Consider the following 26464-nt stretch of genomic DNA (forward strand, 5'->3'; position numbering starts at 1 on the left):
ATAATTTACACTTAGCCAAGTTTTAACAATTGATCAAGCTCATCTCTTCTATGTTGATAAAACTGTTTAAGAGCATCAAGGCTCATTAGAAGCGGAAGTGATGTGTTACCAATTTGTTTTATTTCTTTTATTACTTTAGGCAAATCATCCACTGACTCCAGATAAAAGGTGTCTGTATCTGCTTTACTGTTCATATCAATTAATTCATTATGATCTGGAGTCAATTGATCCAGTGAGCAATTTAGTTTACTAATACCTACAAACTCTGGTTTACCGCCTCTCTTCAACCACCGAAAATAACCTAAGAGTTTAGTTTCTGCAAATTCATCAATACCAGATTTATGGTTCCTGCCACCATTCTCTTCCCATAACTCTCGCTTCATTGAGTACTCAATTGTCGAACGGAATGAACCTTCCTTAATATCTGACCAATTACAAGATCCACTCCCGGTTGGAACGTACTTGTTAATATTTTGTTGTGTACCTGCACCTTGCTTTCGTATTACAAGATAGTTGTCATCTGTAACTGCAAGCGTTGAAGCGCCTATATGATTGTTCATTTCGGATTTATCTATCGACTGTAAATAATATTTATCCTCTGCTCTGTTATACTCACATGGATAAAAATTCGAGGCGTCGTAGATTATCGTGGCATCCTCTATCCTTTTTAATACAGAAGTAGAGATCTCGTTAGTCAGGAAAGAGTTATAGTAGTTACTTTTATGACAACTAACATAACTTCTTTTGGGATTGATATCACTAGACATACAAAGCTTTGTTTCGTTAAAAAAATTTTGGTTTTTTCTTTTTGAATTATAATATTTGTATTGAAAAAAAGGAGTTATAATCTCTCTATTTTTAATTATGAACTTTTTAATCTTCTTTTCTCTTGTCCCATCATCCTTCTTAAGTTCAAAGTCATAATCCCAAAGATAGTTATTTAAGTCCTCTGATCGTACAACTCTATTTTCTGAAGTACTATCAGGACTAAAATTTTCGAATAACCAGTTTCCTCTTTTTTCACTATTAATTTTATCTAATTGAAAAACAAACTCATCTTTTACTAAGTTAGTTTTTGTAGTCATTTCTATTAGTTTGTTTTTGCCAATAAATTCTTGTATTTCTTTATATTTCTCTATCATACTCCAAGTAGCATTAAATAAGGAGTACCCAACTAAAAACAACATGATGAGATTAAAATCATTCATTGCATTAACAAAGTTGCGATTATTATACACCAATGTAATGAGGGAAACTAAGAAAATAAACAAGTTAATAATTAACCCTATTCCCTTACTCTGGTTTAACATGAATAAATATTTATAAAAGTCCATAGTCATTCTATAGGATTTTAATTTCAACATTAAGGTCTTAGCATTCCTTTCAAAATGTTACTATTTAGCATAGCAATAAATTAATAAGAGATCATTAACTTTTTGGTAAACTTAAGAGAGTATAGTTAACTCACATGAAAACAAATTTTAACTATAGCCTTCTGGATTATTTTTATGCCATCTCCAAGCGTCATTAATAATCTTTTCTAAAGAATTAAATTGTGGTTCCCACCCTAGCATATCTTTTGCCTTTTCTGAGGAGGCAATTAAAATAGCGGGATCTCCTGCTCTTCTCTCTTTTACTTCTGCTGGAATGGGGTTATTTGTTACTTGTCTTGCTACATCAATTACCTGTTTAACAGAATATCCATTTCCGTTTCCCAGATTAAAAACTTCACTCGGATTATTGCCCCTTAAATATTCTAATGCTAAATAATGTGCAGAGGCTAGATCCATTACATGAATATAGTCTCTTACACATGTCCCATCTTCTGTAGAATAATCGTCTCCAAACATGAAAATCTTTTCTCTTTGACCGAGTGGTACTTGTAAAATCAAAGGAATAAGATGGGTTTCTGGATCATGTTCTTCACCAATATTTCCACTTTCATGTGCTCCTGCAGCGTTAAAGTATCTTAATGACACGTATTTAATATCATAACCTTGATCAAACCATTTCATCATTTTTTCCATTGCTAATTTTGTCTCACCATAAGTGTTCGTTGGGTTTGTATCATCCTCTTCTATAATAGGAATGTTCTTAGGCTCCCCATAGGTAGCTGCCGTTGAAGAAAAGACAATTTTCTTTACATCATTATCTTTCATTACATCTAGTAAGCACATCAATCCATATACATTGTTATGATAGTATTCAAATGGTTTTTCCATACTCTCGCTAACTAAGGAATTAGCAGCGAAGTGAATTACCGCTTCAACATTATGAACCCTAAAGATTTTGTCTAATTCTTTTTTATCTCTAAGATCAATTTGATAAAGATGTTCTATAGCAAGTGATTGTCTATGACCTGTTTGTAAGTTATCAACAACAATAACATCTTCATTCTTGTCTAAGAAATATCTAACTGTGTGGGAGCCAATATAGCCTGCTCCACCAGATATCATAATTGCCATACGTAATTTCACCATTCTTTCTATACATTTATCATTCCAGAGAACAACTTTACGAAAAAGTCGTAAATTCTACTTCCTTTTTAATAAATTGACATTGCAATAAGTTCATTCAATGTTTAGAGGAGCAAATCACCAAATGATATATTAGTTAACCATAGCTAATAAAAATCTTTTATAAGCTTCAAATTTTGAGATAAGTTTAGCTACACCCAACTTTTTTGCTGATTCTTAGCGTGATTAAAATTAACACTATACAAAGGATAGCACCAGAAGAACCGAATAAAGCTATTATTACTAAGTCGCTAGAGAAGATATAATATCCTATTATTATATTAGATGTTTGAACTAACAAAGTTAACACAGTGAATATAAGATGAAAGCCCTGTGCTGACAAAACTGGTAATGCACGAATACATGGCTGGTAAGTAAAATTAAAAAACATCCACAGTGATATCCATCTGGCATACTCTCCTGCTACTTCCCATCCTGCTCCAAATATAAAAGTAAATAACCATGGTCCAAAAGCTACAATAACGCCAAATGGTATTATCCCTACTGCACCAAGAAGTAAAATTGCTTTTCTAATCAGTTTAGTAAGGTTTTCCCCGTTATTTTTCGCTTCAGATATACGAGGATAAAATACGTCGCCAATTGATTTACCAATGAGGTTTGATGGGACTTTTAATACGCTTCTACATAAGGTATAAAACCCTGCAGATGCAGGGCCAAAAAAGACTGATAACAATAGAACAGGCATATTATCAGAGAAAGCATTTAATAATACTTGGGGAGCTCTAAACAAGGGAAAATCTTCATATTTTTTAGCTGTTGTTTTTAAAGACAAAAGTTTAGTAAATTGAAACGGAAGTGGTTTCCCAGTCTTTTTGGAAAAAACCAGCATCATTATAGCTCTAATACCTTCATTTATAGATGACAGTATAATTAATGTAGTTGCAAAAGGATGCAAGTACCCAAGTCCTGTTTTTGCCCCATTAACAAGTAAAGACTGCGAAAAAGCAACTTTTGCTGATATTCCAAACTGTTTTGTTCTAATAAGCCACTGTTCCATTACTTGGAAAAAACCTGCGCAAAGTATAACTACCGGTATTAAAAATAAATACGGAGAAATTTCCTCTATATTAAATAACCGGACGATAAATTGTTTAAAAAAACATAAAATCAATAATACCAATATTGCAAGCCCTATAGAAATGTATATTGAAAGCTGAGCTAAAGATTGTGCTTCCTTATTTTTCTTTGGCAGTACTATAGCTATCGGATAAGTTAGAGCTGCAATGGGAGTGACAACCCCCATAATAGCTATAAATACTCCCATTAATCCATAGGATTCTGGTCCGTATATTCGAGTTATTATTGGAGTTAACAAGAGTGAAATCGCTTGGGCTGCAATAGTTCCTGTAGACATTATAATAATATTTCGGACAAACGATTTATTAAATAGCCTTGCTAATTTGTTATTCATCCTGATTATCTCTTTTCTATTCTTATAATTGATATAATCAAATATTTATTCAAAAGTAATTACTAGTATTTTGTTCAAAATTTTTTAATCTTGAGAACTATCCTCTCCGTGTTTCTTTGAAAAGAGAACCAATAAAACTATAATTAGTACTACATCAATCCGCCTTCTCATAAAAGCTTCAATATCAGCATACATCGGGTAAAACGAAATAACTTGGAACAACCTAATTTTAGCTAAAGTTATGAAAGTAGACTGATGTGAATTATTGAAAAACCTATCAAACCATGACACGAGTAGACCGAATAGAAAAGTTATTATAATTACCCCTACTATGGAAAATTGATAATAACCAAAGGTTACTATATCGGTCGGAACCCCTCCCGCAGTTTTATTAGAAGGGTCAAACATAAGGTGGTTTTCAGTATTTAAAGTATAAGATGGTGTTATTTGATCTAATCCTATAACACTAGCTATATTAGAGGGTAAATAGTTTATAATCCAACTAATCAAATCAATAAAATATCTGAACTCTATATTACTATAGGTAAAATCATGCACATGCAGAGTATTAATATAAGGAAAACTAAATTGTGCAATTAGTCTAGGGATATTATCTAAAACACTTTTTACTGCAATGTCATCTGATGATTGCGATAGTAATTTAAACAGGCTATCTAAATAATTTAAAGATAAAACACCAACAATGAAAATGAGAAATAGGTTCTTAAAACCCCATTTCCCTTTCCTTTCCATGATATACATAGGTATTATTAGTATAAATAAGGCAATTGGCAACCTTCCTCCAAAAATTAATAAATAATAGATTGAATTAATTAAAGATATTAATAAAAATAGGAAGTTTATTGAAAATATATTTACCTTATCCAACTGAAAAGACAAATATATTAAAAAGGAAACAATTGATACAGGTAATAATAAAAATATAGGTCCAGGTATGTTAATATTACCAGCTCTTATAGCTTCAATATATTTAAAAGAATTAATAAATCCTCCCATACTTACAAAGAAATAAAAAACACAAAAAGAAGAAACTAAAAGTAAAGAAAATGCAACATACTTTAAGTATCTTCGGGGAATGTAGAACTTCTGTTTGTATCTTTTATAAGGATTTGATAAAAAATATCCAAGAAGCATACAAATATAACCGATTAAAATAACAATACTTATGTAGAGATATGGTTCATTTTCTTTATCTATTGTGTATATTAAGTAAAAGTCTGTTTTTCCTACAAAAAAATCATTTAGTATTAAAATTGCTGGAATTAGCCCGTATATGAAAGTAAACACAAGGTTAGTTCCCATAAAGACACTTAGTTTATTGTTATGTCTACGTTTATAATCATAAATTACAAAACTAATTCCTAATACTATTATAAATAAATGAATAACTATAGCTAATCCAACCATTTTTCACCAACTTTAGTTACAAAATCCTTTTCGCAATCAATTTTACTTATACTTGATACATACAATTTATAACTATTTAATATATCTTCTTTATTCTTTCCACCTACCATATTGGAGACAAACATGTTAAGATCTTGGTTAGAATAAAATAACTCTTTTTCTCTTAAACCTATCTGAAACAAAAAATTTTCTGGTAGTATATTCCTTACCTCTCCTGCTATATTATCAGTTAGAATTATGCCTAGTCCATTAGATATATAATCTATTACTTTGAACGGTGAGGCTGTTATATTGACTAAATTATTGTCTCGAATTATTATACCTATATCATAATTTCTTAATTCATCGTCTAATTTGTTCGGGGATATATACTTTAAGATCATCTGGTCAGTTATATTATACTTTCTAGCTAAGTCTTTCGCCCTTTCAAAATTTCCCTCAAATGTTAGAACTGTAAATTCACATTTAATTCCACTCTGTATGATTATATCACTTACAACCTTAAAAACCAGGTTAATATTTTGCCATTTTGAAAAACCACCTGAATAAAGTAGTTTAACTTTAGAAGAAGCATAATTTAAATTAGAGTTAGTGGATACCTCATTCATCAATTTAACATTTGGAAGGATCCTTGCCCTTAGTATCTTTTGTTCATGTTTTGAGTATTTTAATAGGAAATGTTGCTTTTGTTCATTGTTGAGAAATATAAAGTAGTCTGTAGACTTGATTACTTTAGATTCTATAAAATTTAATATAGTTTTTTTTAATATACTATTATTTTTATAATATGATTCTTCAGGTAGAATCCCTCTGGGTCTAAAAACAAGAAGCAGGTTATCGAAACTTTTATATTTTTTCAGATTATATCCATCAATAATGTTAAAGTATATTATTACTTTACTTCCTTTTCTATCTACAAATTTTTGGAAGTCTAAATAATCAATCTCAGTTGAATTGTTGAGATAATTTCCCCATTGTTCATTTAAAAATATTTTTTTGCAATCTAAAAATGAAATAATCGTTTTCATTTGCCTGATAGACTGTTCGGAAAAATCATTACTATATAAATATATTTCCATAATTCCCTCCGTTGTTAGCTAAATAAAGTATGTGGACTAACCTCAATGCTAGTGAGCTATTAAAGGACTATATAATTGGCTTTATAAGTGTCACACAATAGATAAGGAATAGGTTATTGATCATTATTTGTTAAACACTGAATAATTTCTTCTATATAGTTTTCAATAATAAAATATTCACTTGATGCTTTTGCTTTATGTTTCATTTCAGCTAGCAAATCTCTATTTAAATATAATCGTTCAATGACATTTGCTAGCTCCTCAGGGGTATTTTGTTTTAAGACAATCCCAGTAGATTCATCTTCAATTATTTCAGAATTAAAGTTTAAATCACTTACAATAGAAGGCAAGCCCGAAATTTTAGATTCTACTAACACACCTGGCACACCTTCATTTTTCCATCTAGTTGGGAATAAAAGAACATCATAGTGACTTAACTTTTCATATAAATCGTTGTTAGTCGATGATTTGTAAACTCCGCAATAGTGTATGTTACTATTAGAATCAATGGTAGACTCAAAAATCATCTTGTATTCACTCACAATTTCTCCATAAAAATCTATTGAATATGCAACACCTTTATTATCTAAAATCCCCGCCATATCTAGGACATTATCTACACCCTTTTCAAGTGATACTTGAGAGAAAAATAAACAGCGAATTTTTGGATTTTCATTTAAGTTAATACTAATATCCGCTCTTTCCCTGCAATTTGGAAATACTGTTACATTCGATATTCCAACAGAATTAAGAGCTTTTTTCATTCCATCTGTTTCAATATATATTTTTTTATACTCCTTTAAAAATTTCTGTAACTTTTTATCTTTCAGGACCATGTGATGAAAAGTTCCACCCATTACCATAACAATAGAGTTATTCATAACTTTCTTATTAAGATAATAGAGAATATACGTTAATATTTTTAAAGAGCCCTTACTTACACCAATAACTAAACTATTATTTTTATTAATCAACTCTAATAATAGAGCAATAACTCTATATACTATATTTTTATGATGATTGTAGAAACCTGACTTCTTAATTTCTAGATTACTATTTAATTTCTTAAAAAGAAGTTTATTTTTTACTGTCACACCGCCGTAAGGAGGAGGAAAGCCCCCAAGATAAATAAATTTCATTTCAACACTCTCTTCTATCCGTTATACCTAACTAATTTCTATACTTTCACATAAAAATTGAGATAGCAAGTAATTGACATACCTATTGCTATTGATTGTTATTCTCTAAAGTGTGTACAATAAGTATTTAGCACTTACTTAACTAAAATATCAGCTATTTTCTTACTTGCTAATCCGTCACCATAAGGATTATTCGCATAACTCATTTTTGCATATTCTGTTTTATCTTCGAGCAACTTTTTAACTGTTAAATAAATAATTTCTTCTTCAGTCCCAACCAGCTTTAACGTTCCAGCAGCTATACCTTCTGGGCGCTCCGTAGTATCTCGCATAACTAAAACTGGCTTGCCTAAACTTGGTGCTTCTTCTTGAATACCACCACTATCAGTCAATATCAAATATGATCTTGAAAGGAAATTGTGGAAATCCAGGACTTCCAATGGCTCGATAATTCTTATCCTGTCACAGTTACCAAAAACTTCATTAGCAGCTTCTCTTACTACTGGGTTCATATGAATGGGATATATGACCTTAATATCTTGTTGTTCTTCTACAATTCTTTTTATAGCCCTAAACATATTTCTCATTGGTTCTCCAATATTTTCTCTTCGATGGGCTGTAATCATAATTAATTTGCTATCAGATGCCCAATCTAAATATTTATGAGAATAATCCTCTCTCACAGTCGTCTTAAGTGCATCAATAGCTGTATTTCCTGTCACATAAATACTTGAAGACTCTTTTCCTTCTTTTAATAGATTTTTTCTGGATTGTTCTGTGGGTGCAAAGTTATACTTTGCTACTAGCCCTACAGCTTGACGATTGAATTCCTCTGGGTATGGAGAGTATATGTTATAAGTTCTTAATCCAGCCTCTACATGCCCGATTGGTATTTGTAAATAATAACAAGCTAAAGCAGTTACAAATGTAGTTGAAGTGTCACCATGAACTAAAACTACATCTGGTTTAGAATCTTCTATTGCGCTTTTCATTTTCTCTAAAATGTTAATAGTTACATCAAACAGTGTCTGTTTTGATTTCATTATTGAAAGATCGATATCCGGCACAACATTAAAAGCACTCAAAACTTGGTCTAGCATTTCTCTATGTTGACCTGATACACAAACAATTGTTTTCAAATTTTCTCTCGTTTTTAGCTCTTTTACTAACGGACACATTTTTATTGCTTCAGGTCTTGTTCCAAAAACCACCATTATTTTCTTTACCAAATTTAGACACCAACTTTTCTATAATTTATAGGCTCCATCAAATGTACATATGTTTTTAGTATCTAAAACCCACTTATCTTGTAACAAACCCATGTTATTCTTTAGATGGTCATGACCAACCATTACAACAACGATTTCTACCTCATTTAAAAAGTCTTCAAAGTTTAAAAATTGATGATCTACTATTCTATCTTTAACAAAAGGATCAAATACTTTTACTCCAAAGGCCAAATGCTCATCCATTCTTTCTAATAATTGAAGAGTAGGACTTTCTCTTGTATCATCAACATTTTCTTTATACGATAAACCGTACAACCCAACTTTAGATATGTCTTTGATACTATGCTCTCTCATTATATCTCTAATTCTTCCCAATACATGTCTTGGCATGGAATCATTAATTTTACGAGCCGTTAATATGAGGTTTGTTAAGTCTGGGTAATCTCCAACTAAGAACCATGGATCTACGGAAATGCAATGCCCTCCAACTCCAGGTCCTGGTTGCATAATATTAACCCGTGGGTGCATATTTGCAATCCTTATAATCTCGTAAACGTCCATATTATCTGTATGGCAGATTTTAGCTAACTCATTAGCGAAGGCAATATTAATATCACGATATGTATTCTCTACTACCTTAGACATTTCAGCTGACCTTATATCCGTTACTTCAATCTCCGCTTTGCAGAAATTTGAATATAGCCCTTTAACTTTCTCACCAATTTCTAAGTTATCTGCTCCAATCGTCCTTGAATTGTACTCAAGCTCATAAATCATGTTTCCAGGTATTATTCTTTCTGGGGCATGTAACAGATGCACATCTTTCCCAATTACAAACCCTCTTTTTTCAATTTCAGGACGCACATATTTATCTATAGTTCCAGGTGAAACAGTTGACTCCACAATTAGTGCTGCGCCCTTTTCACAAACATCTAGAACACTATTCACTGCTGAAATAACATACTTTGGATCAAGTTTCTTACTATCCTTTATATAAGGAGTTGGAACTGAAATAATATAGGTATGTGTCTCCTGGTATTTAGTAGCAAATTCAATTTCATTAGCAAGAGCATCAGTAAATAGTTCTTCTAATCCCTCTTCCTCAAATGTAAGTCTACCCTCATTTAAAGAATCTACTAAATCGGTATTGTAATCAGTACCTACAACTTTTAATCCACTCTTAGCAAACATAAGAGCAGTTGGTAATCCTATATAGCCTAGTCCAATAACATTAATCATAAAGAACTTCCCTTCTTTCTTTTATTCGCACTTACCTTTTCAGTTAATTAGCGTAAGGCTAAATTTCATACAGCATTTATTTTTGGTTATTGCACTTCTAACAGTTATGCAATTTATTTCTTCTTTTTTTAAGTAATACAAGCTCCTATATGTCTTTCCTACTTCTACATGGCCATCCGTTATTATTTTGCATATTAGTTTATTTTCATGATAAAGTTCAAATCCCCTTGTAGTCACCAAAACTTCACACGGCGTATGAAAATAAAAGTCTGCGTACTCCCCTAAACCCAAAACCTTATCAGTAATGATATAACTTAAGTTGTTCTTTTCAATATGTCTAGTATGCTCATATCCATTATTTGAAACCATAGTACCTTTAAAACTCTTATCTTCTAATTGTACACCCTTACGTTTTGTCCAGTTCGTGACTAAAAAGGCACCTCTTTTATTCATTTGCTCAATACCAGAAACTTTCACAGTATTATGACCAGCGGTAGAAGTAAGTTTCTTACCAAGATCACTTGCATAAGAATGGGTGCCACTGTCACAAAGGATATTTATCCCTTTATGCCATAAATCTATATGAAGTTGATCCATGTGAGCTGGTCTGGAGTTAAAGTTTTGTAGACAAGTCATCAAAAAGCCACCATTATGTTGTAATTTATAAAACCCGGATTTTTCAAAAAAAGTAGTTTTACGTAATACCTTTTCAATTGGTAAGCATATGCTACTTCCAAACCACAGTAGTTCTTCGTCAAAATCACCAGACTCATAGAGTCTTTTTCCCTCAATTAAAGCATACACTGTATTTAACACTGGTCGAAAATCACGATAGCTACAAGAGGTTAAGGGAAATATTAAAGCACCATCATTTGAACCATAGTTTGGGACGTCTCCTTTACCATCCTGAACTTGATATAATAAAAGTACGCTATTTTTTATTCTTTCTTTTTCAGTAATGAATACCTTTGTCTTTTCGCTAAGTTTATATACACATTCAATTATTTGAAGGGTGAATCTATGATAATTAAATGAATATTGTGTGAAACCCCCATCTGGAAGAAATTGTTTTTTAATTTCTTTATCAAGTAGTTTATAAGCTCTTTTCACCTCAACTTCGTCATCACAGCACCACGCACCAACAATTAACCCACATATTTCAGAAAAGGTATGATTATTTTTAATACACTTATGGGCATAAAAAAAGTTTGACAAGACCTTCTTATAACATACTTTTACTAGTGTTTTTACATTCACTTGGTCATCACTAGTAGTAACCCCGCAAGATGAAAAAACGGAATAAGCGATTAATACGTTTATCATACGAAGAGTACATTCTTGTCCGCATTTAAAGTTTGCTCCATAAGGGTAAGGGTTCTGTTCTAACCAGTCCCTAAGTTGACTTGAGAATGCATCATAGTATTTAATATTCTCAGTTATCAGATATGCTCTAACAAAATAAAAGAGATGTGTAAATCTAGATGCCTCCCAAACAACTTTAATATCACCTAATTGACTATCAAAATCCGGTATTTCAAACCATTTGACATCCTTTTTACTTTCAAATCCAGTTAACGGATTATAATGCCAGTTAATAGGCTTACCATAATCAAGTTCAATTGAAGAAAAACCATTAAAAATACCATTAATCGCTTTATCAGCAATAGAAGTTATTTCTACTTTATCCTTTTCCGATAACTCACCTAAAAAGGTTCTAATTGTAGGAACATCAAAATTAAATATATCTACCCTTTTTATATTGACATTTTTTTCATAAAATTTCTCTGTAACGGGGATAGCAGACATTGTTTTTAGCTTGGCTGAATATAAAGAGCGATTAATCGTCCATTTTAACCCATATTCTGTTAATAATGATTTAACTACTTCTTTCATGAAATTACCTTCTCCATAACTGTTTCCAATTTTTGGGTTAAGACTTTATAGTCAAATTCCTTAGCCCCTATTTTAGCGTTTTGACTCATTTCGTAATAAGTTTCATTAGGCAGATTATAAATTTGCATAATATTGTTTGCAAGATCCTCCGGTGTGTCTCTTGTTAAGGATAACCCGCAATTATATTTCTCTAACGGACTATAACCCATTTGAACAGTTGATATAATAGGCTTACCAGATGCCATATATTCAAATAACTTGTTTGAACTGTTCCCCCTAGACCAATTGTATTTGGTTTGGGAATAATTCAATATGTTAACTGACGAATTGCTCAAAACATAAGGAATATATTTCTTATCTACATACCCTTTCATCTTAACATTCGTTAAGCCCTCTTCTTTTACACGTTTTTTCAAAGAATCTAATTGATTTCCATCTCCATAAATTAAAAATTGTATGTTAGTTTTTCCTTTTAATAATCTAGCCGCATCTAGTATATTTCCTACATTATTAATAGGACGTATTGCACCTGTATAAACAACATTAAATTTCCCACTAAGTAAATCTTGATCTTGTAAAATATTTTTTTCAATTTGGCTATTAAATGCAGCTATATCAACACCATTATTTATGTAATGGCACTTATTTAAGTCGATCTCTCCACCTTGTTCTGTAGTCCAATTTCTATCTCTGAGATAGTCTGTATCTCCCTCTTTTAGAAACACCAATCCATCTGCTCTTTTGTATATCCAATGTTCTCCAGCTATTAGAAGCTTCCCTAGAATACTATTCTCTTTAGTTTTACCGAAAGCGAATATGGTCTCTGGCCACAAATCTCGAATTTCACAAATACAAGGAACGTTTAGTTTTTTTGCAATTTTTATTCCAGCAACCATAGCTAAAGGATGAGGAGATGAAGCAATAATAACGTCAGGTTTACCATATTTTTCAGAAATTCTTTTAGCTACACTAAATAATTTTTTATAGTAAGTAGCCATATTTTTTATTCGAGCTATTGTACTTTTGGCTGAAGAAGGTGTGTTTACAAATACAAAAGAAACATCTGAATGATCTTCTACCGTGTATAGCCTCTTATCACTAATTAAGTTAACATCTGAAAAGTGAAGATAAGAAGCTGCAAAAACTGTAGTCTTAACATTTTCATCGTTCATATTTATTGCAAAATTATATGGCCTCGTAAAACCATTCATTGTTGGTGGTGTTGCATAATGGTGAAAAACCCAAACGTTTTTATTGTTATTTTTTTCCTCCATAATTTTAATCACCCACATTCTTTTCTGTTAATATAATGGATTCTTCAAATGAAACAGTTTCATAATCTACTTCTTTTCCATTTATTAATCCCGTCCGCAAGCGTGAAATCTTTTTATCATAGACAAATGTCCCAAATACTTTTCTTAATGTCCCAGACATTTTAATCCCTACTGCAACAGCCCAATTGAAAACCTTTGAGGTTTTAATTTCCCTGCGGTGAGCTTTAGCAATAAGTCTTACTAACTCAGTGGTATTCACATAATCCTTATTTTGTGGAAAATATATACCAGATTGATTATTATCAGTTAAAATCTTTATAAACTCAGATAAATTATTAATGAATATCATGCTACGTTCATTTTCTAAATTAGGAAAAACCGGTAGCTTTATTGCCATATTTGCTAGCCTGGTATAGTTTCCAGGGCACCCCTTCCCATATACAAGTGGGGGTCTAAGAACAGCTACATAAAAAGTACTAGATTGAATTTCTAAAAGGAGTTGTTCAGCTTCATATTTTGACTGGGCATAAGGGGTTTTCGGTACTGGCTTAGTATCTTTATTAATATAACCCGTCTCTGTCCCATAAACCCCCATGGTACTTAAAAATATGAATTGCTTCACACCTTCTTCTTTCGCCTTTAATGCTAACTCAACTGTTAGATCTCTATTTACTTCAAAATACTTGGATTTATCAATTCCCTTAACATGAACAATTGCTGCAACATGAACAATTACGTCATAATCAGAGAAAGACTCCTTTTTCCAGCCGTCATTTTTTAAACTAATAAAGTCTATAGAATACATATCTTTATACTGTGAGACCCATTTTTCAAATGATGTACCTATGTAACTATTTACTCCTGTTATAAGCACCCTTTTCATTTGAAAGAATCCTCTCTAATTGCAGCTACCTCTTCAGTTCGATAATTTATATCAACTAAATTATTATCAACATATTTGTCTTCACCTAGTAAAACAACACCAATGGTCCTCAAGAAAATCTTTAAATCAAGCCACAAACTAAAGTTCTCAACATAATACACATCAAGCTTGTAACGATTATCAAGTGCAAGGTAAATATTACCACTAACTTGTGCTAAACCTGTCATACCGGGCCTCACATTAAGTCTCTTTAAGATTTCTTCATCATAATCTGAGAGCGATGCAATTCTTTCAGGTCTTGGACCGACCAGGCTCATTTCACCCTTTAATACATTTATTAATTGAGGTATTTCATCTACTTTAGTTCTTCTAAGTAACTTACCAATAGAAGTAATTCGAGCATCATTTTGCATTACTTCTTGTCCTTTAATCATTTTTTCCGATCCAGGTCTCATCGTCCGAAATTTATAAACTTTAAAAATTTGCTTATGTAGGCCAGGACGATCCTGTAAAAATAAAACCGGCCCTTTTGAAGTAGCCTTAATTAGAATTGCGACAATAATCCATATTGGTAAAAAAGGAACTATAACAATTAAAGAGACTACAATATCTATTGTACGTTTAATAAACCTTTGAATTTTTTTCCCTTTCATGACAATCCCTCAATCTCATAATCGATAGGAGTTAAATACCCATCGTTGAGTTTTATTGTACCACCGTTTTTTTGGGTTTTTGCTGACCATATCCTAAAAGTATTTTTCTCATTAATGTAGAAGGCTCCTGGATAAGGATGTGTAACTGCTCTTACTAAATTATCCGCTTCCTCCATCGTCATACTACTTAGGATCTCCCCATCTTCAGGTTTTCTACCAGGCCACTCAGTAGCTTTTGAGTCATCTTGTTTAGTTAGCTCAACTTTATTATTAACAATTTTATCCCAGTAATTTGAGATTAGTGTAATATGCATTTTATTAACATCTTCATACAATACTTTCGCCGTCGTGTTATGGTTAAGTTCAATTGTCTCTTGTCCAATAATATCCCCAGTGTCTACACCCTCATCTAACTTGAACATAGTAACACCTGTTTTTTTAAGCCCCTTAATGATTGCCCATGGTATTGCTGCTCTTCCTCTGCCAATCGGTAGGAGGGTAGGATGCATACCAATACAACCATGGGTAGGTGTATTAAGTACGTCCTTTTTAGCAATTTGCGACCAGCCAATTATAAATAACCAGTCAATTTCATAATCCTCTAGTGCAGATATTACTTCCTGATCGTTAATATTATTAATTTTCAGTAGAGGTGCATTATGTACATTTGCGATATCATCTAAATATATTCTTCCAGACTTATTTCTGGACTTATCATCATTAAGTGTAATAAGTAAATCCAGATTCCCACCTATACGATAAATCTCTTCTATACAACTCAATCCCAATTGTACACAAGTAGCAAATGCTATTCTTTTCTTCAACGTATCCCACCCTTTCTATTTCTAGAAGCCACGCCTAAAAACACTCTCAAAAGCCTCTGCATAAATCGTTCCTGATTGTCCACCTCGGTATGCTGCTAACCCCTTTATCGCTTCTTCACTTCGAGGGTGAGGATAATTTCTCATAACACCCCTATATTGAGCAAGGGCTTCTATTTTTTTATCTACACTCTTTTCACCAACTTCAATAAAGGCATTAGGCGAAAACTGATTCATAGATTTATTTAAGCCCCATTCTGTGGAAGATGGTACCTCCATGAAAAGTAATTCTTTAAGAGGTTTCACGTCATTTCTTCTTTGGAACAATCTTACTGCAGCTTGACAGGCCATTGATGTATGCAAATGGTCGTTATTTAAGTCTGCTGGATGATGAGTAAATATAACATCTGCTTCCGTTTCTATTATTGCTTGCTCTATAAATTGTACCAATTTCAAATGGGGGACCATGTTAAACTCAATATTAGGAAAGTCCCCTGAAATAACTTTATCAACACCAATAATGTTCATTGACTTATTAACATCTTCATTTAATTCTTCAGTGCTTGGTCTGTAATTCCTTGCGTTTACATCACCTGATAGAATACAAACGTTTACTGAATGCCCTTCTTGTGCAAGTTTATACATTGTAGCCCCTGCACCTAACACCTCATCATCTGGATGAGCAATAACAACTAAGTATGACATATAAAAACCTCACTTGTGATTTTTGATTCTATTAAATTAATTGATTAACTTGGTTAGTTGGTTAGAACTTAGCTGGATCACTTTTTCCAATCAACTTCTAACCTACTAAGTCAATATAGGCGCTTCTTTCTTTGCTTTCAATATAAGTTGCTTTTATATTGCCCTATAGCATATCGAATGGTAAACTCTCGACTTTTTACCGCCTTGTTTCACAATTTAATCATTAATAAATCTTAACATATGTTTACTACACAAAGTATGGAGGGGTAATAAACATTCTTAAGAGAACTACATTTTTGTTTTAAGGCCTACCTTCTCCTTTAAATAAGCTAGTAACTCATCTTTAATCTCCTCATTCTGCAAAGCCATCTCAATATTGGTCTTTACAAAACCTAGCTTCTCCCCAACATCATAACGCATGCCTTCAAAGTCATAAGCATAGACATTTTGTAGCTCGTTTAGCATTTGTATCGCGTCAGTTAATTGGATTTCCCCACCTGCACCAATTTGTTGCTTGTCTAGGAAATCAAAAATCTCAGGTGTGAACACATAACGACCCATAATGGCAAGATTAGAAGGTGCAGTCCCTTGCTTTGGCTTTTCAACAAAGTTATTCACCTGATAACGTCGCCCTTCTATGGTGCTTGGATCTACTATCCCATAACGATGTGTCTCATCATCTGGAACTTGCTGTACTCCTACAATAGAAGACTGTGTTTCTTCGTATTGTTGAATTAATTGCTTTAGACTAGGAGTTTCAGCACGAACAATATCATCCCCTAATAACACAGCAAATGGCTCATTGCCAATAAATTTCCGAGCACACCATACTGCATGACCTAAACCTTTCGGATCTTTTTGGCGGATATAATGAATATCAACACTAGAAGCATGATTTACTTTTTCTAAGAGAGCAAACTTCTCCTTTTTAACTAAGTTATCTTCTAATTCAAAGTTATGGTCAAAATGGTCTTCAATAGCACGCTTCCCTTTACCAGTAACGATGATAATATCTTCAATACCAGATTCAATTGCTTCTTCTACAATATATTGAATTGTCGGCTTGTCTACAATTGGAAGCATTTCTTTTGGCATCGCTTTTGTAGCTGGCAAGAACCGTGTTCCTAACCCTGCTGCTGGTATAATTGCCTTTTTTACTGTTTTCATTACTCTTTCCCCCATCCAAGTAATTTAGCGTTTATAATTCATTATTCATGGAGTCTACCAAACGTCTTAACTCCCTTTCACACTCATGTACGTCTTCTCCATAAACACAATGGCCATGAGCTTCTCTTTCAGCTCAGTTTTATCGTAGCCTTCAAAGCTATCAATTAAATCTAAAAAGAGTTGCTTATCAACTTGCATAGTACGTCCCACATAAATCTTCTCGTATACTTCACCAGGATGTACTTCGTCTTCCCCAAGAAGTTCCTCAAACATCTTCTCCCCTGGCCGTATACCAGAGAATTGAATTGGAATCTCCTCTTCACTATAGCCTGATAGTTTAATAAGGTTTCTCGCTAAATCTACTATCTTAACAGGCTCTCCCATATCAAGGACGAAGATTTCGCCACCTTTAGCAAGGGTTCCAGCTTGCACGACTAGTCTAGAAGCCTCTGGAATGGTCATAAAGTATCGCGTCATTTCTGGATCGGTTACTGTGACAGGGCCACCCTGTTCAATTTGCTTTTTAAATAGTGGGATAACACTACCACGACTACCGAGGACATTACCAAAGCGTACAGCCACAAACTTTGTTTTACTGCGACTGGCTAGATCCTGAATGACCATCTCGGCAACACGCTTGGTTGCACCCATAACATTTGTTGGGTTAACTGCTTTATCCGTTGATACGAGTACAAATGTATTGATGCCGAATGTATCTGCTGCTTCCGAGACATTTTTCGTTCCGATAATATTGTTCTTCACCGCTTCGTGCGGATTATATTCCATAAGTGGTACATGCTTATGTGCTGCTGCATGGTATATGATTGCTGGACTATGTGTGTTTACTACCTCAAAGATTCGTTCCCTATCTTGGACATCTGCAATAACCGGAACGATTTCAATATCTGCGTCCCCGTATTGCTGCTTTAATTCCATATCAATTGTATAAATGCTGAATTCCCCGTGTCCGACAAGGACGATTTTCTTCGGTGTAAACTTCATAATCTGACGACAGATTTCTGAACCAATCGAACCACCAGCACCGGTTACCATTACCGTGCTGTCTGTTACATATTCTGAAATCGCGTCAATGTCGAGCTTCACTGGCTCGCGGCCAAGTAGATCTTCTACTTCCACATTTTTCAGGTTGCTAACGGATACGCGGCCTGTCATTAGATCCTCAATTTTCGGGATCATTTGTACTTTTGCTTTTGTTTTATTCGAGAAAGCAACGATCTTTTCCAGTTCCCCATTTTGTAAGGAGGGGATGGCAATGACAATGTGCTCAATATCGAGCTCTTCAACAACTGTCGGAATATCTTGCACGCCACCAGCTACTGGTAAGTTGAATAATTGCATCTTTTGTTTATGTACATCGTCATCCACGAAAGCGACTGGTGATAATTCGGTGTTTTGCTGCTCGTTTCTCAGTTGACGGGCGATCATGGCTCCGGCAGATCCGGCCCCGACAATAAGGGTTCGCTTTTGATTCCTGTTCTGCTTTATGTATCGATCACGGAATATACGCCATACAAAGCGCGATCCCCCAATTAGAATAATATGGAGCATCCAGGTAACGACCAATGCTCTGCGGTAAAGGGCATAATCATTAAATAAATACATAACAATGCCGGCAGCTAATACAGAAAACGTAACAGCTTGTACAATGGCGACTAGCTCGCCGACACTGGCATAGGACCATACTTTGTTATAAAGCTTATAAATAAAGGCAAATAAATGATGGAATAATAAAAGGGCTATTGCGCTAATAATGATGGCATTCATGTTAATAACAGAAGTAAATGGATAAACAACCCAAGAAGCAATGAAAATCGCGGTACTTACAATAATGGAATCCAATAAGATGAGTAAGCTTAAGCGCGTACGATAGCTCATGAACATGCCCCTTTCTCTTTGTATTTTAATTCTTTTAGATGTTGGACAAGATTTTTGCGGCGTTTGATAGCGAGTTTTGTATAAATATGACTAATATGTACTTTAACCGTGGTTTCTTTCATGCCAAGTAAAAAAGCGATATCACGGTTTTTCAATCCCTTTTCTACGTAATAGGCGACTCCTATTTCTTTTGGTGTCAGATTAATTCCTGCTTGTAATAGATTATGAGCGAACGCTTCTTCCTCCGCCTGACTCTTTTCGACAACTTTCTTTTTTAATAATTGTAACAGTTCTGACGATAGAATACTATGATCCTTTTGCGTTGCATAAATTGCCCGCTTTAAGCACGTAGTGGAATAATCTACTAGAATACTCGTCATCCCTTCCTCTAGAAGGTTGAGCAAAAAGTCAGGTGTTTCTTTCCCACTCGCCAGCCCAATCGTTTTCACGTTATGGTTTGCCAACTCTTTTAAAATCACAATTGTTTCGCCTACGGGGAATGAGCGCAGGTCAATAAAAATAACCGAACAGCTTGTCCGCAATACCTCGACCGGATCTGTGTGTACGGTAATATCTGACTGTTTCTCAAGCCGTATTGCAATATCTACTAAGTTCGATGTCTTGGTTGTCAATCCTACATGAATCATTCCTATACCTTCACTCTCAACTGTATTGTATAGCCAAAAACAGAAAAGGCTTGTCAAAATAGGCCACAAAATTTATCATACTAAAGACCCGGTCATAATTGAAGTGACTTTTGGAAATAAAAGTCACTGTTCTTCCAATTAGCACCTAATTCTTCTTGTTTAATACTTTATTTAAGTAATTGATAAGGTTTTTGCGATTGGGGATATTGAATTTGTGATAAAGCTCACTAATATAGTTCTTTATTGTGCCTTCACTAAGGTACAGTTTTTCAGCAATTTGTTTGTTTGTATGGTGGTCCATTAGCAAGCACGCAATATCTAGCTCTCTCTTAGATAGAACGTAGTTGCGATTTTGTAGTTTACGATCGAGGATTTGTTTTTTACTATAGGTTTGATTGCGAATTTTCTCTGCCAGGATGCGTGCCGCCGCACCAGAGAGTACAATTTCATCAGCATACACATCACGAATGCAGCGAATAAGACTAGCTGCCCGAAGACTTTTTAAAAGAAACCCGTCAGCACCAGCATTGATACCCGTGATAATTAAATCTTCGTCTGCATAAGTCGTTAGCAAGATGATCTTTGTATCAGGATGGTTCTCTTTGATTCTAACCGTAGCCTTAATCCCATCTAAATGGGGCATATGGATGTCCATGAGTACGACATCAGGGAGACATTGTTTGAATGTTTTAATTGCTTCTTCCCCATTGGCAGCAACCCCGACAACCTGGATATCATCTGTGTTTGATATTAATGCTTCTACCCCTTCGCTGAATAAACGCTGGTCTTCTACTAGCATAACTTTAATCATGAATCCTGCCCCTTTTATATCTATATTGGATCCCCTTTTATTAGCAACACTCGCATCCGCTCCCCTTTAGCGAATGTGTGCGTTTTTTACTTGGAACTGAATTTTAGTCTTCCCTAACGTGTAAAAAAGAGAGCACTGTACCGTACTCTCCTCTCCCTTTTTTCAGCGCACATCAAAATTAAAAAAGACCGAGAAATTTCTTCTTTTTCACTTTAAATGGCTCCATTTTATTTACATTGCTATTATCCACTAACAATTGACTGTTTTCCATGAACATATAATAGTACTCATTTCCGTACTGTTGCTTGATTGTCTGCATTGCCTCTTGCAGACAAAAACCACGTGTCGTAGTATTATGCGCATCTGTGGCAATAAAATGTGTCAAGTTTGCCTCAATCAGCTGGTGTGAAAATTTCTGGATGTTTTTACCGAACTTGCCTATTACACTTGCAGCTGTGACTTGCGTAAGCGCTCCCTTACGAACGAAATCATAGAGCTTGTTCGGTTCTTGAATTAATTCTGCATTGCGCTCAGGATGTACAATAACCGGGGTGTACCCAGCAACTTGAATGTCATACAGCATTTGACCTGCATAACGTGGCACACTACCAGAAGGAAACTCGACAAATAGATATTTGGTATCGTGAAGGGGCAAGAGTGTTTCGTTTTTCAATTCCTCTATCATATCGCCGTTAATACGTACCTCTTGTCCAGCCAGTACCGATAACGGGATATCTTCCCTCACAAAAAGCTCACTTAATATTTCCACATGTCGATGAATCGTCGCACGATCGTTATCATATTTTCCATTTCGATGGTGTGGTGTCGCAATGATCGTATGAATTCCCTGGTCAACCGCAGCCTTCGCCATTGCAATACTATCCGCCTCTGTCTGTGCTCCATCGTCAACACCAGGAATGATATGACTATGAATATCGATCATTCTCTTCACTTCCTACTAATGTATTCTTTAACAATTACCGAAAAACATAAGAATCAAACCAGATTATAGCAGACTTATAAAGGTAATAACAAACATTCCTAACTAGCATTTTTTAGTAATTTAATAAAATTAACTATTAATGATCTGGGTCATATGGCTCATTTAGTATATCAGAAAATTAAGTAATTCACTAGAATAATTTACTAAAAAAGTAAAAAAACCTGCTAATTACCAGCAGGTTTTCCTTTTCGTTATTAATTTGTACCGTAATAATAATAGTTATGAGATGCTTTCTTTTCGCGGTCGTTGAGCACAGCACCAAGTAATTTCGCTCTTGCCGGCTCAAGTGCTTCCTTCGCTCTTTCTACTGCATCATTTTCTGTTTGCTTACTTCGTACGACCATTAATGCCCCGTCTACAATGTTAGCTAAGATTTGCGCATCTGTAACGGCAAGCACTGGTGGTGTATCAAAGATGATTAAGTCATATGTCTTCCTTGCTTCGATTAAGAACAGCTCCATTTTTCTGGAAGCAAGCAATTCAGCTGGATTTGGTGGGACAGGCCCACTGGAGATCACATCAAGGTTGTCTACATCTGTCGTATTCGCGGCTTCTTCCAGCGTTGTTTCTCCTACGAGAATATTACTTAGCCCTCGTAAGTTATCAAGACGAAACGTATAATGTACCGTTGGCTTCCTCATGTCCGCATCAATTAACAGTACTTTTTTCCCTTGCTGGGCATAGACAACTGCTAGATTAGCTGTTGTCATCGACTTTCCTTCTCCTGGACCTGAAGAGGTAACAAGCATCGAGCGTAGTTCCTCATCCACGGAAGCAAATTGAAGGTTGGTACGAATGGTACGATACTGTTCCGTTATCGGTGACTTTGGATTCAGTTTGGCAACGAGGTGTCGCATTTTATTTGCTTTGTTAGCTAGACTTTTTCTGCGGGCCATCAAATCCACTCCTTTGCATACGATTCCCTTGGAAGGCGGAGTTCTCCCCGTGCAGGTCTGTACTATCGATATGGGCGATCACACCAAGTACGGGCAGACCATGTTTCTTCTCTAGATCGTCTTCTGTCGTAACCGTATTATCTAAGTATTCAAGTAGGAAGGCTAAACCAACACCAACCATTGCTCCTAGTACGACTGCAATTGCAATATTTAATACTGGGTTTGGTGCAACAGGTGTAGGGTTTTCACTTAACTCCGCTTCTGACAAAATACTTACATTATCGACATTCATAAATTCGGTAATATTTTCTTTGAAGATGGAAACTGTTGCGTTGGCGATGTTCACTGCACGTTCAGGATTTTCATCCGTTGCCGTTACAGAAACAACCTGAGAGTTTTCGGCATTAGAGACTTGAAGCTTGTCCCCTAGCGCTGAGGAGCTATAAGGTAGATTTAATTCCTCTACGACCTCATCTAAAATAGCAGGGCTTTTTATAATAACATTATATGTATTTATGATTTCAACATTGGCCCTTATATCATTGACATTGTACTGGACTTCTGGATCCTGCTGTCCTTGGTTTACAATAAATTGTGAGCTCGATTCATAGGTTGGCGTTAGGACAAAATAACTAACTGCAGCAGCGATCAAAGCCGCCCCAAAAACTAAGGCTAGTATCAATAGTAGACGTTTTTTGATTACCCCGAATATCTCCTTCAGGGAAATAGTTTCTTCCATGTTAGTACCCCCATCTCCTTCAGATCGTGATAGTTTTTTACACATTTCGACATTACAATATCAAATTATATCATAAATGATAGATCTTAAGATTACTTTTTTTATATATTTTAACATTTTTAAAAAGATGGGAGACTTGTAGGATATTTTAAATGGGTGTTTTAAGTTGGGGGTAATTTGTAGGGCTTCTGCTCTATATTACAGTTATATTACAAAGCCGCTTGTTGTCTATGAATCTATTGTCGGAAAAGATATAATAAAAGTACTTTCTAGTAGATATTGGAAAGAAAACACAATTTATGCAGGGGGAAACGACTTTGGCCAATAAGAAAATGATCATGTCGGTTACTGCCGGTGCAGCTATAGCATCAGCCATTGTCGGTGCAGAAGAAGCAGACGCAGCATCATATAAAGTAAAGAGTGGCGACTCGCTTTGGACCATCGCACAGAAATACAACACGAGTGTTTCAGATCTGAAATCAATCAACAAACTTTCAGGAGATATTATCTTCCCGAACCAAGTTCTCGAAACATCGAAAAAGCAATCATCTAATTCTAACTCTAATTCTAGTAATTCAAATTCTACTAATACATCTACTTCAACTAAATCTACATACACCGTGAAAAGCGGCGACACATTGAGTGGCATCGCCTCGAAACACAACATTTCATTGAAGAATTTAATGGATTGGAATGGGTTGAATTCAACGCTCATCTTCCCAGGTAACAAATTCATTGTTAGCAAAAATGGAGGATCTAGCTCAAGTTCTAGTGGATCTAGTTCAAGCGGAAGCAGTTCAAGCTCTGGCGGAAGCAGCTCTCCATCAACTGGTTCAGCAAAAGTTTATACCGTTAAATCAGGCGATTCCCTATCACGTATCGCTTCACAAAACGGTACTACTGTAGCTAACTTGAAAAAATGGAACAACTTGAAATCTGATTTAATCTTAATCGGACAAAAGTTGAACATTGGCTCTACTGGGTCCTCTAGCTCCGGTTCTAGCAATAGCTCAGCTAGTGAAAAACCAACAGCTGACGTAAGCTACAATGTAAGCAAGCTTATCTCAACAGCGAAAAGCCAATACGGCGTACCATATGTATGGGGCGGATCTACTACAAGCGGCTTCGACTGCAGTGGTTTCATCTACTATGCATACAAAAAAGCAGGCATGAGCATCAGCCGCCTCTCAACAGACGGCTACTATAACCGCTCATACTATGTCAGCAAACCACAAGTAGGCGACCTTGTATTCTTCTCAGGTACCTATCGCTCCGGCATCTCCCACATGGGGATATATGCCGGAAACAATGAATTCATCCATGCAGGCTCGTCCACTGGAGTTACCAAAACAAGCTTAAGCAACTCATACTGGAAGAAGCACTTTGAAGGATTCAAACGTTTTTACTAATATAGATTTTGATTAATGGGAACTCCAGCGTGGCTGGAGTTCTTTTTTTGGTTGGGGTTGGTGGGTCGGTGGTGCGCTTCTTCTTAATGGTGCTGCGTCTCTTTCCTTGATCGACGCGTCTATTCTGGGGGGTGCTGCGTCTCTTTCCTTGGTTGGTGCGCCTCTTCTCGGGGGTGCTGCGCCTCTTTCCTTGGTTGGTGCGCCTCTTCTGAGGGACGCTGCGTCTCTTTCCTTGGTTGGTGCGCCTCTTCTGAGGGGTGCTGCGCCTCTTTTCTTGATTGGTGCTCCTCTTCCTGAGGGGTGCTGCGTCTCTTTTCTTGGGCAGTGCGTCTCTTCCTGATGGTGCTGCGTCTCTTTCCTTGGTTGGTGCGCCTCTTCCTAATGGAACTGCGTCTCTTTTCTTGGGCGGTGCGTCTCTAGGAAGCTCCACCTCACAAGATACCAATACTCCCCACTATATTAGGAACTCTTATTCAGCGGTTTTTCCAACTTCTTTTTGTTTTATCATATACTAATTCTTTTTTTAGTAGTTTAGTGGCTATATTTTTAGAGGAAATATTAAGGTGTCTTCTACATTCTCTATTGCTGATGGTTGGTTGGATGAGGAACAAGTAGTCATAAATAGCACGCTTATGCGCCTCTTTGCTTATCATTTTACATTTCGGGCACAGCCATTTGCCATACAGCCTGCGCATCCCTAAGTATCCACACCCTGGACAGCGCACACCTGGCAGTATATCCTCCGGCCTTATCTCATAGTTTCTCATCAGTTTATATTCTCTCTTCCTGGCTGCCTGCATAAGAAAGTGACCCAGCTTTTGATGCTGAATCGGCTGTTGGTTGCTGCCTCGGTCCTCGTGCTGCTTAATTTTATTTGGTATATGAGCAGCGTGGGCCACGACTTTGGCGATCTCTTCTTTATTTCCTTCTACTCTGATGATAGTGCTTGGGTCACTGATGGCGATAAAGTAATAAATGGGGATTGGAGGTAGGTTCATTTCCTGCAGCCATGCTTGCAGTCGTTGCTTCTGCAGTTCAGCCTGCTGGATGGGGTGGCGGAATCCTTTCTCCTGTGTGCTGTCATCACGGGTGAATTGCTGCAACTCCGTGTCGAATGTAATAGATCCTGTGAAATTTTTAACTTCCACAATATACGCGGCGTACTGAGAGATAAGTAGGTTATCAAGCTGCATATTCTTTCCCTCAACGGATAGATTGAGATCCTGTAAGATTGTCATTTCAGGTGCTAGATCCTCTAAATAATAATCCACCTGTCGCTCGCCAATATAGCCCTTCTTACGACGTGCATAGTCGCTTTCTACCTCTCTGAATTTCGGGTGTTCAGGTCTCATCCTTGATAATAGGGCTTCATATTGGTCTAGCTCCGTTTTGTTTCTTTTTTTTATAATCATTTCGTTCTCCTTTTTACCTGCTATCTTACCCTCTATTCGAAGGCGTGAGAAATAAATAAAATCGTATTTTCACAAAGAAAAGCACCCTCAAACTAGTCTTTTCTTTTAAACAGAAATTAAATTTTTCTGCGATTTTGGGGTATGATAATTAATTTTTACTCTCTTTTATCGAGAAGCAATTCTGTTATAATAA

Annotated in this window: 23 protein-coding genes; 1 reads left to right on the forward strand and 22 read right to left on the reverse strand. The window is 35.3% G+C overall.

Annotation, left to right across the window (positions count from 1 at the left end; all coding sequences use genetic code 11):
- Positions 1 to 11: 11 nt before the first annotated feature.
- From BN988_RS10400 to BN988_RS10500, 21 genes are all read right to left on the reverse strand, one after another.
- Positions 12 to 1364 carry a hypothetical protein gene (locus tag BN988_RS10400; RefSeq protein ID WP_036575943.1) on the reverse strand — a complete coding sequence of 451 codons (1353 nt, stop codon included), beginning with the start codon at positions 1362 to 1364 and terminating at the stop codon, positions 12 to 14.
- Positions 1365 to 1481: 117 nt separating this feature from the next.
- Positions 1482 to 2465 carry a UDP-glucose 4-epimerase GalE gene (gene galE, locus BN988_RS10405; protein WP_036575947.1) on the reverse strand — a complete coding sequence of 328 codons (984 nt, stop codon included), beginning with the start codon at positions 2463 to 2465 and terminating at the stop codon, positions 1482 to 1484.
- 199 nt (positions 2466 to 2664) lie between these two features.
- Positions 2665 to 3948, reverse strand: a complete 1284-nt coding sequence (locus tag BN988_RS10410) for a lipopolysaccharide biosynthesis protein (RefSeq protein WP_036575950.1) — start codon at positions 3946 to 3948, stop codon at positions 2665 to 2667.
- Between the two features lie 84 nt (positions 3949 to 4032).
- Positions 4033 to 5376 (reverse strand): O-antigen polymerase, encoded by a 1344-nt coding sequence (locus BN988_RS10415; RefSeq protein ID WP_036575952.1) that lies wholly within the window; start codon positions 5374 to 5376, stop codon positions 4033 to 4035.
- Entirely contained in the window at positions 5364 to 6455 is a 1092-nt protein-coding gene (locus BN988_RS10420; protein WP_036575955.1) for a glycosyltransferase family protein, read from the reverse strand. The genes BN988_RS10415 and BN988_RS10420 overlap by 13 nt, the downstream gene beginning before the upstream one ends.
- 113 nt (positions 6456 to 6568) lie before the next feature.
- Entirely contained in the window at positions 6569 to 7594 is a 1026-nt protein-coding gene (locus tag BN988_RS10425; RefSeq protein WP_036575957.1) for a glycosyltransferase, read from the reverse strand.
- A 134-nt stretch (positions 7595 to 7728) separates the two neighbouring features.
- Complete coding sequence (gene wecB, locus BN988_RS10430) at positions 7729 to 8808, reverse strand: non-hydrolyzing UDP-N-acetylglucosamine 2-epimerase (RefSeq protein ID WP_036576639.1); 1080 nt, start codon at positions 8806 to 8808, stop codon at positions 7729 to 7731.
- 33 nt (positions 8809 to 8841) lie between these two features.
- Positions 8842 to 10062: a nucleotide sugar dehydrogenase gene (locus BN988_RS10435; RefSeq protein WP_036575960.1), complete on the reverse strand. Its 1221-nt coding sequence runs from the start codon at positions 10060 to 10062 to the stop codon at positions 8842 to 8844.
- Positions 10063 to 10101: 39 nt separating this feature from the next.
- Entirely contained in the window at positions 10102 to 11955 is a 1854-nt protein-coding gene (locus BN988_RS10440) for a heparinase II/III domain-containing protein (RefSeq protein WP_036575963.1), read from the reverse strand.
- Positions 11952 to 13229 carry a glycosyltransferase family 4 protein gene (locus tag BN988_RS10445; protein ID WP_036575965.1) on the reverse strand — a complete coding sequence of 426 codons (1278 nt, stop codon included), beginning with the start codon at positions 13227 to 13229 and terminating at the stop codon, positions 11952 to 11954. Before BN988_RS10445 ends, BN988_RS10440 begins: the two co-directional genes overlap by 4 nt.
- A gap of 4 nt (positions 13230 to 13233) precedes the next feature.
- Entirely contained in the window at positions 13234 to 14112 is an 879-nt protein-coding gene (locus BN988_RS10450; protein WP_036575967.1) for an NAD-dependent epimerase/dehydratase family protein, read from the reverse strand.
- Entirely contained in the window at positions 14109 to 14765 is a 657-nt protein-coding gene (locus tag BN988_RS10455) for a sugar transferase (protein WP_036575969.1), read from the reverse strand. The genes BN988_RS10450 and BN988_RS10455 overlap by 4 nt, the downstream gene beginning before the upstream one ends.
- Positions 14762 to 15589 carry a formyltransferase family protein gene (locus tag BN988_RS10460; RefSeq protein WP_036575971.1) on the reverse strand — a complete coding sequence of 276 codons (828 nt, stop codon included), beginning with the start codon at positions 15587 to 15589 and terminating at the stop codon, positions 14762 to 14764. The genes BN988_RS10455 and BN988_RS10460 overlap by 4 nt, the downstream gene beginning before the upstream one ends.
- A 21-nt stretch (positions 15590 to 15610) precedes the next feature.
- The gene (locus tag BN988_RS10465) at positions 15611 to 16291 is read right to left on the reverse strand and encodes a PIG-L deacetylase family protein (protein ID WP_036575972.1); all 681 of its coding nucleotides are present in this window, start codon (positions 16289 to 16291) and stop codon (positions 15611 to 15613) included.
- A 288-nt stretch (positions 16292 to 16579) separates the two neighbouring features.
- Positions 16580 to 17458 carry a UTP--glucose-1-phosphate uridylyltransferase GalU gene (gene galU / locus BN988_RS10470; protein WP_036575974.1) on the reverse strand — a complete coding sequence of 293 codons (879 nt, stop codon included), beginning with the start codon at positions 17456 to 17458 and terminating at the stop codon, positions 16580 to 16582.
- 66 nt (positions 17459 to 17524) lie between these two features.
- Positions 17525 to 19354, reverse strand: coding sequence for a polysaccharide biosynthesis protein (locus BN988_RS10475; RefSeq protein ID WP_036575976.1), 1830 nt, complete (start codon positions 19352 to 19354; stop codon positions 17525 to 17527).
- Positions 19351 to 20001, reverse strand: coding sequence for a helix-turn-helix transcriptional regulator (locus BN988_RS18385; RefSeq protein ID WP_051557821.1), 651 nt, complete (start codon positions 19999 to 20001; stop codon positions 19351 to 19353). Before BN988_RS18385 ends, BN988_RS10475 begins: the two co-directional genes overlap by 4 nt.
- Positions 20002 to 20146: 145 nt before the next feature.
- On the reverse strand, positions 20147 to 20812 hold the full coding sequence (locus BN988_RS10485; protein ID WP_036575978.1) for a response regulator transcription factor: 666 nt from the start codon (positions 20810 to 20812) through the stop codon (positions 20147 to 20149).
- Positions 20813 to 20990: 178 nt separating this feature from the next.
- Positions 20991 to 21755 carry a tyrosine-protein phosphatase gene (locus tag BN988_RS10490; protein ID WP_036575980.1) on the reverse strand — a complete coding sequence of 255 codons (765 nt, stop codon included), beginning with the start codon at positions 21753 to 21755 and terminating at the stop codon, positions 20991 to 20993.
- A gap of 254 nt (positions 21756 to 22009) precedes the next feature.
- Positions 22010 to 22711, reverse strand: coding sequence for a CpsD/CapB family tyrosine-protein kinase (locus BN988_RS10495; protein WP_036575982.1), 702 nt, complete (start codon positions 22709 to 22711; stop codon positions 22010 to 22012).
- Entirely contained in the window at positions 22686 to 23450 is a 765-nt protein-coding gene (locus BN988_RS10500; protein WP_036575983.1) for a YveK family protein, read from the reverse strand. The genes BN988_RS10495 and BN988_RS10500 overlap by 26 nt, the downstream gene beginning before the upstream one ends.
- Positions 23451 to 23767: 317 nt before the next feature.
- On the opposite strand from BN988_RS10500, the gene BN988_RS10505 reads away from it, so the two are divergent.
- Entirely contained in the window at positions 23768 to 24859 is a 1092-nt protein-coding gene (locus BN988_RS10505) for a C40 family peptidase (protein ID WP_051557823.1), read from the forward strand.
- Positions 24860 to 25332: 473 nt separating this feature from the next.
- On the opposite strand, the gene BN988_RS10515 is transcribed toward BN988_RS10505, so the two are convergent.
- Complete coding sequence (locus BN988_RS10515) at positions 25333 to 26271, reverse strand: nuclease-related domain-containing protein (protein ID WP_036575988.1); 939 nt, start codon at positions 26269 to 26271, stop codon at positions 25333 to 25335.
- Positions 26272 to 26464 lie beyond the last annotated feature (193 nt).

It is taken from the genome of Oceanobacillus picturae, from assembly GCF_000612865.1.
GTDB classification, from domain to species: Bacteria; Bacillota; Bacilli; order Bacillales; family Amphibacillaceae; genus Oceanobacillus_B; species Oceanobacillus_B jordanicus.

Excerpts from the sequence above, each read along its gene's own strand:
- BN988_RS10400 (WP_036575943.1), bottom strand. The coding sequence starts at position 1,364 with ATGTTGAAATTAAAATCCTATAGAATGACTATGGACTTTTATAAATAT.
- galE (WP_036575947.1), bottom strand. The coding sequence starts at position 2,465 with ATGGCAATTATGATATCTGGTGGAGCAGGCTATATTGGCTCCCACACA.
- BN988_RS10410 (WP_036575950.1), bottom strand. The coding sequence starts at position 3,948 with ATGAATAACAAATTAGCAAGGCTATTTAATAAATCGTTTGTCCGAAAT.
- BN988_RS10415 (WP_036575952.1), bottom strand. The coding sequence starts at position 5,376 with ATGGTTGGATTAGCTATAGTTATTCATTTATTTATAATAGTATTAGGA.
- BN988_RS10420 (WP_036575955.1), bottom strand. The coding sequence starts at position 6,455 with ATGGAAATATATTTATATAGTAATGATTTTTCCGAACAGTCTATCAGG.
- BN988_RS10425 (WP_036575957.1), bottom strand. The coding sequence starts at position 7,594 with ATGAAATTTATTTATCTTGGGGGCTTTCCTCCTCCTTACGGCGGTGTG.
- wecB (WP_036576639.1), bottom strand. The coding sequence starts at position 8,808 with ATGGTGGTTTTTGGAACAAGACCTGAAGCAATAAAAATGTGTCCGTTA.
- BN988_RS10435 (WP_036575960.1), bottom strand. The coding sequence starts at position 10,062 with ATGATTAATGTTATTGGACTAGGCTATATAGGATTACCAACTGCTCTT.
- BN988_RS10440 (WP_036575963.1), bottom strand. The coding sequence starts at position 11,955 with ATGAAAGAAGTAGTTAAATCATTATTAACAGAATATGGGTTAAAATGG.
- BN988_RS10445 (WP_036575965.1), bottom strand. The coding sequence starts at position 13,229 with ATGGAGGAAAAAAATAACAATAAAAACGTTTGGGTTTTTCACCATTAT.
- BN988_RS10450 (WP_036575967.1), bottom strand. The coding sequence starts at position 14,112 with ATGAAAAGGGTGCTTATAACAGGAGTAAATAGTTACATAGGTACATCA.
- BN988_RS10455 (WP_036575969.1), bottom strand. The coding sequence starts at position 14,765 with ATGAAAGGGAAAAAAATTCAAAGGTTTATTAAACGTACAATAGATATT.
- BN988_RS10465 (WP_036575972.1), bottom strand. The coding sequence starts at position 16,291 with ATGTCATACTTAGTTGTTATTGCTCATCCAGATGATGAGGTGTTAGGT.
- galU (WP_036575974.1), bottom strand. The coding sequence starts at position 17,458 with ATGAAAACAGTAAAAAAGGCAATTATACCAGCAGCAGGGTTAGGAACA.
- BN988_RS10475 (WP_036575976.1), bottom strand. The coding sequence starts at position 19,354 with ATGAGCTATCGTACGCGCTTAAGCTTACTCATCTTATTGGATTCCATT.
- BN988_RS18385 (WP_051557821.1), bottom strand. The coding sequence starts at position 20,001 with ATGATTCATGTAGGATTGACAACCAAGACATCGAACTTAGTAGATATT.
- BN988_RS10485 (WP_036575978.1), bottom strand. The coding sequence starts at position 20,812 with ATGATTAAAGTTATGCTAGTAGAAGACCAGCGTTTATTCAGCGAAGGG.
- BN988_RS10490 (WP_036575980.1), bottom strand. The coding sequence starts at position 21,755 with ATGATCGATATTCATAGTCATATCATTCCTGGTGTTGACGATGGAGCA.
- BN988_RS10495 (WP_036575982.1), bottom strand. The coding sequence starts at position 22,711 with ATGGCCCGCAGAAAAAGTCTAGCTAACAAAGCAAATAAAATGCGACAC.
- BN988_RS10500 (WP_036575983.1), bottom strand. The coding sequence starts at position 23,450 with ATGGAAGAAACTATTTCCCTGAAGGAGATATTCGGGGTAATCAAAAAA.
- BN988_RS10515 (WP_036575988.1), bottom strand. The coding sequence starts at position 26,271 with ATGATTATAAAAAAAAGAAACAAAACGGAGCTAGACCAATATGAAGCC.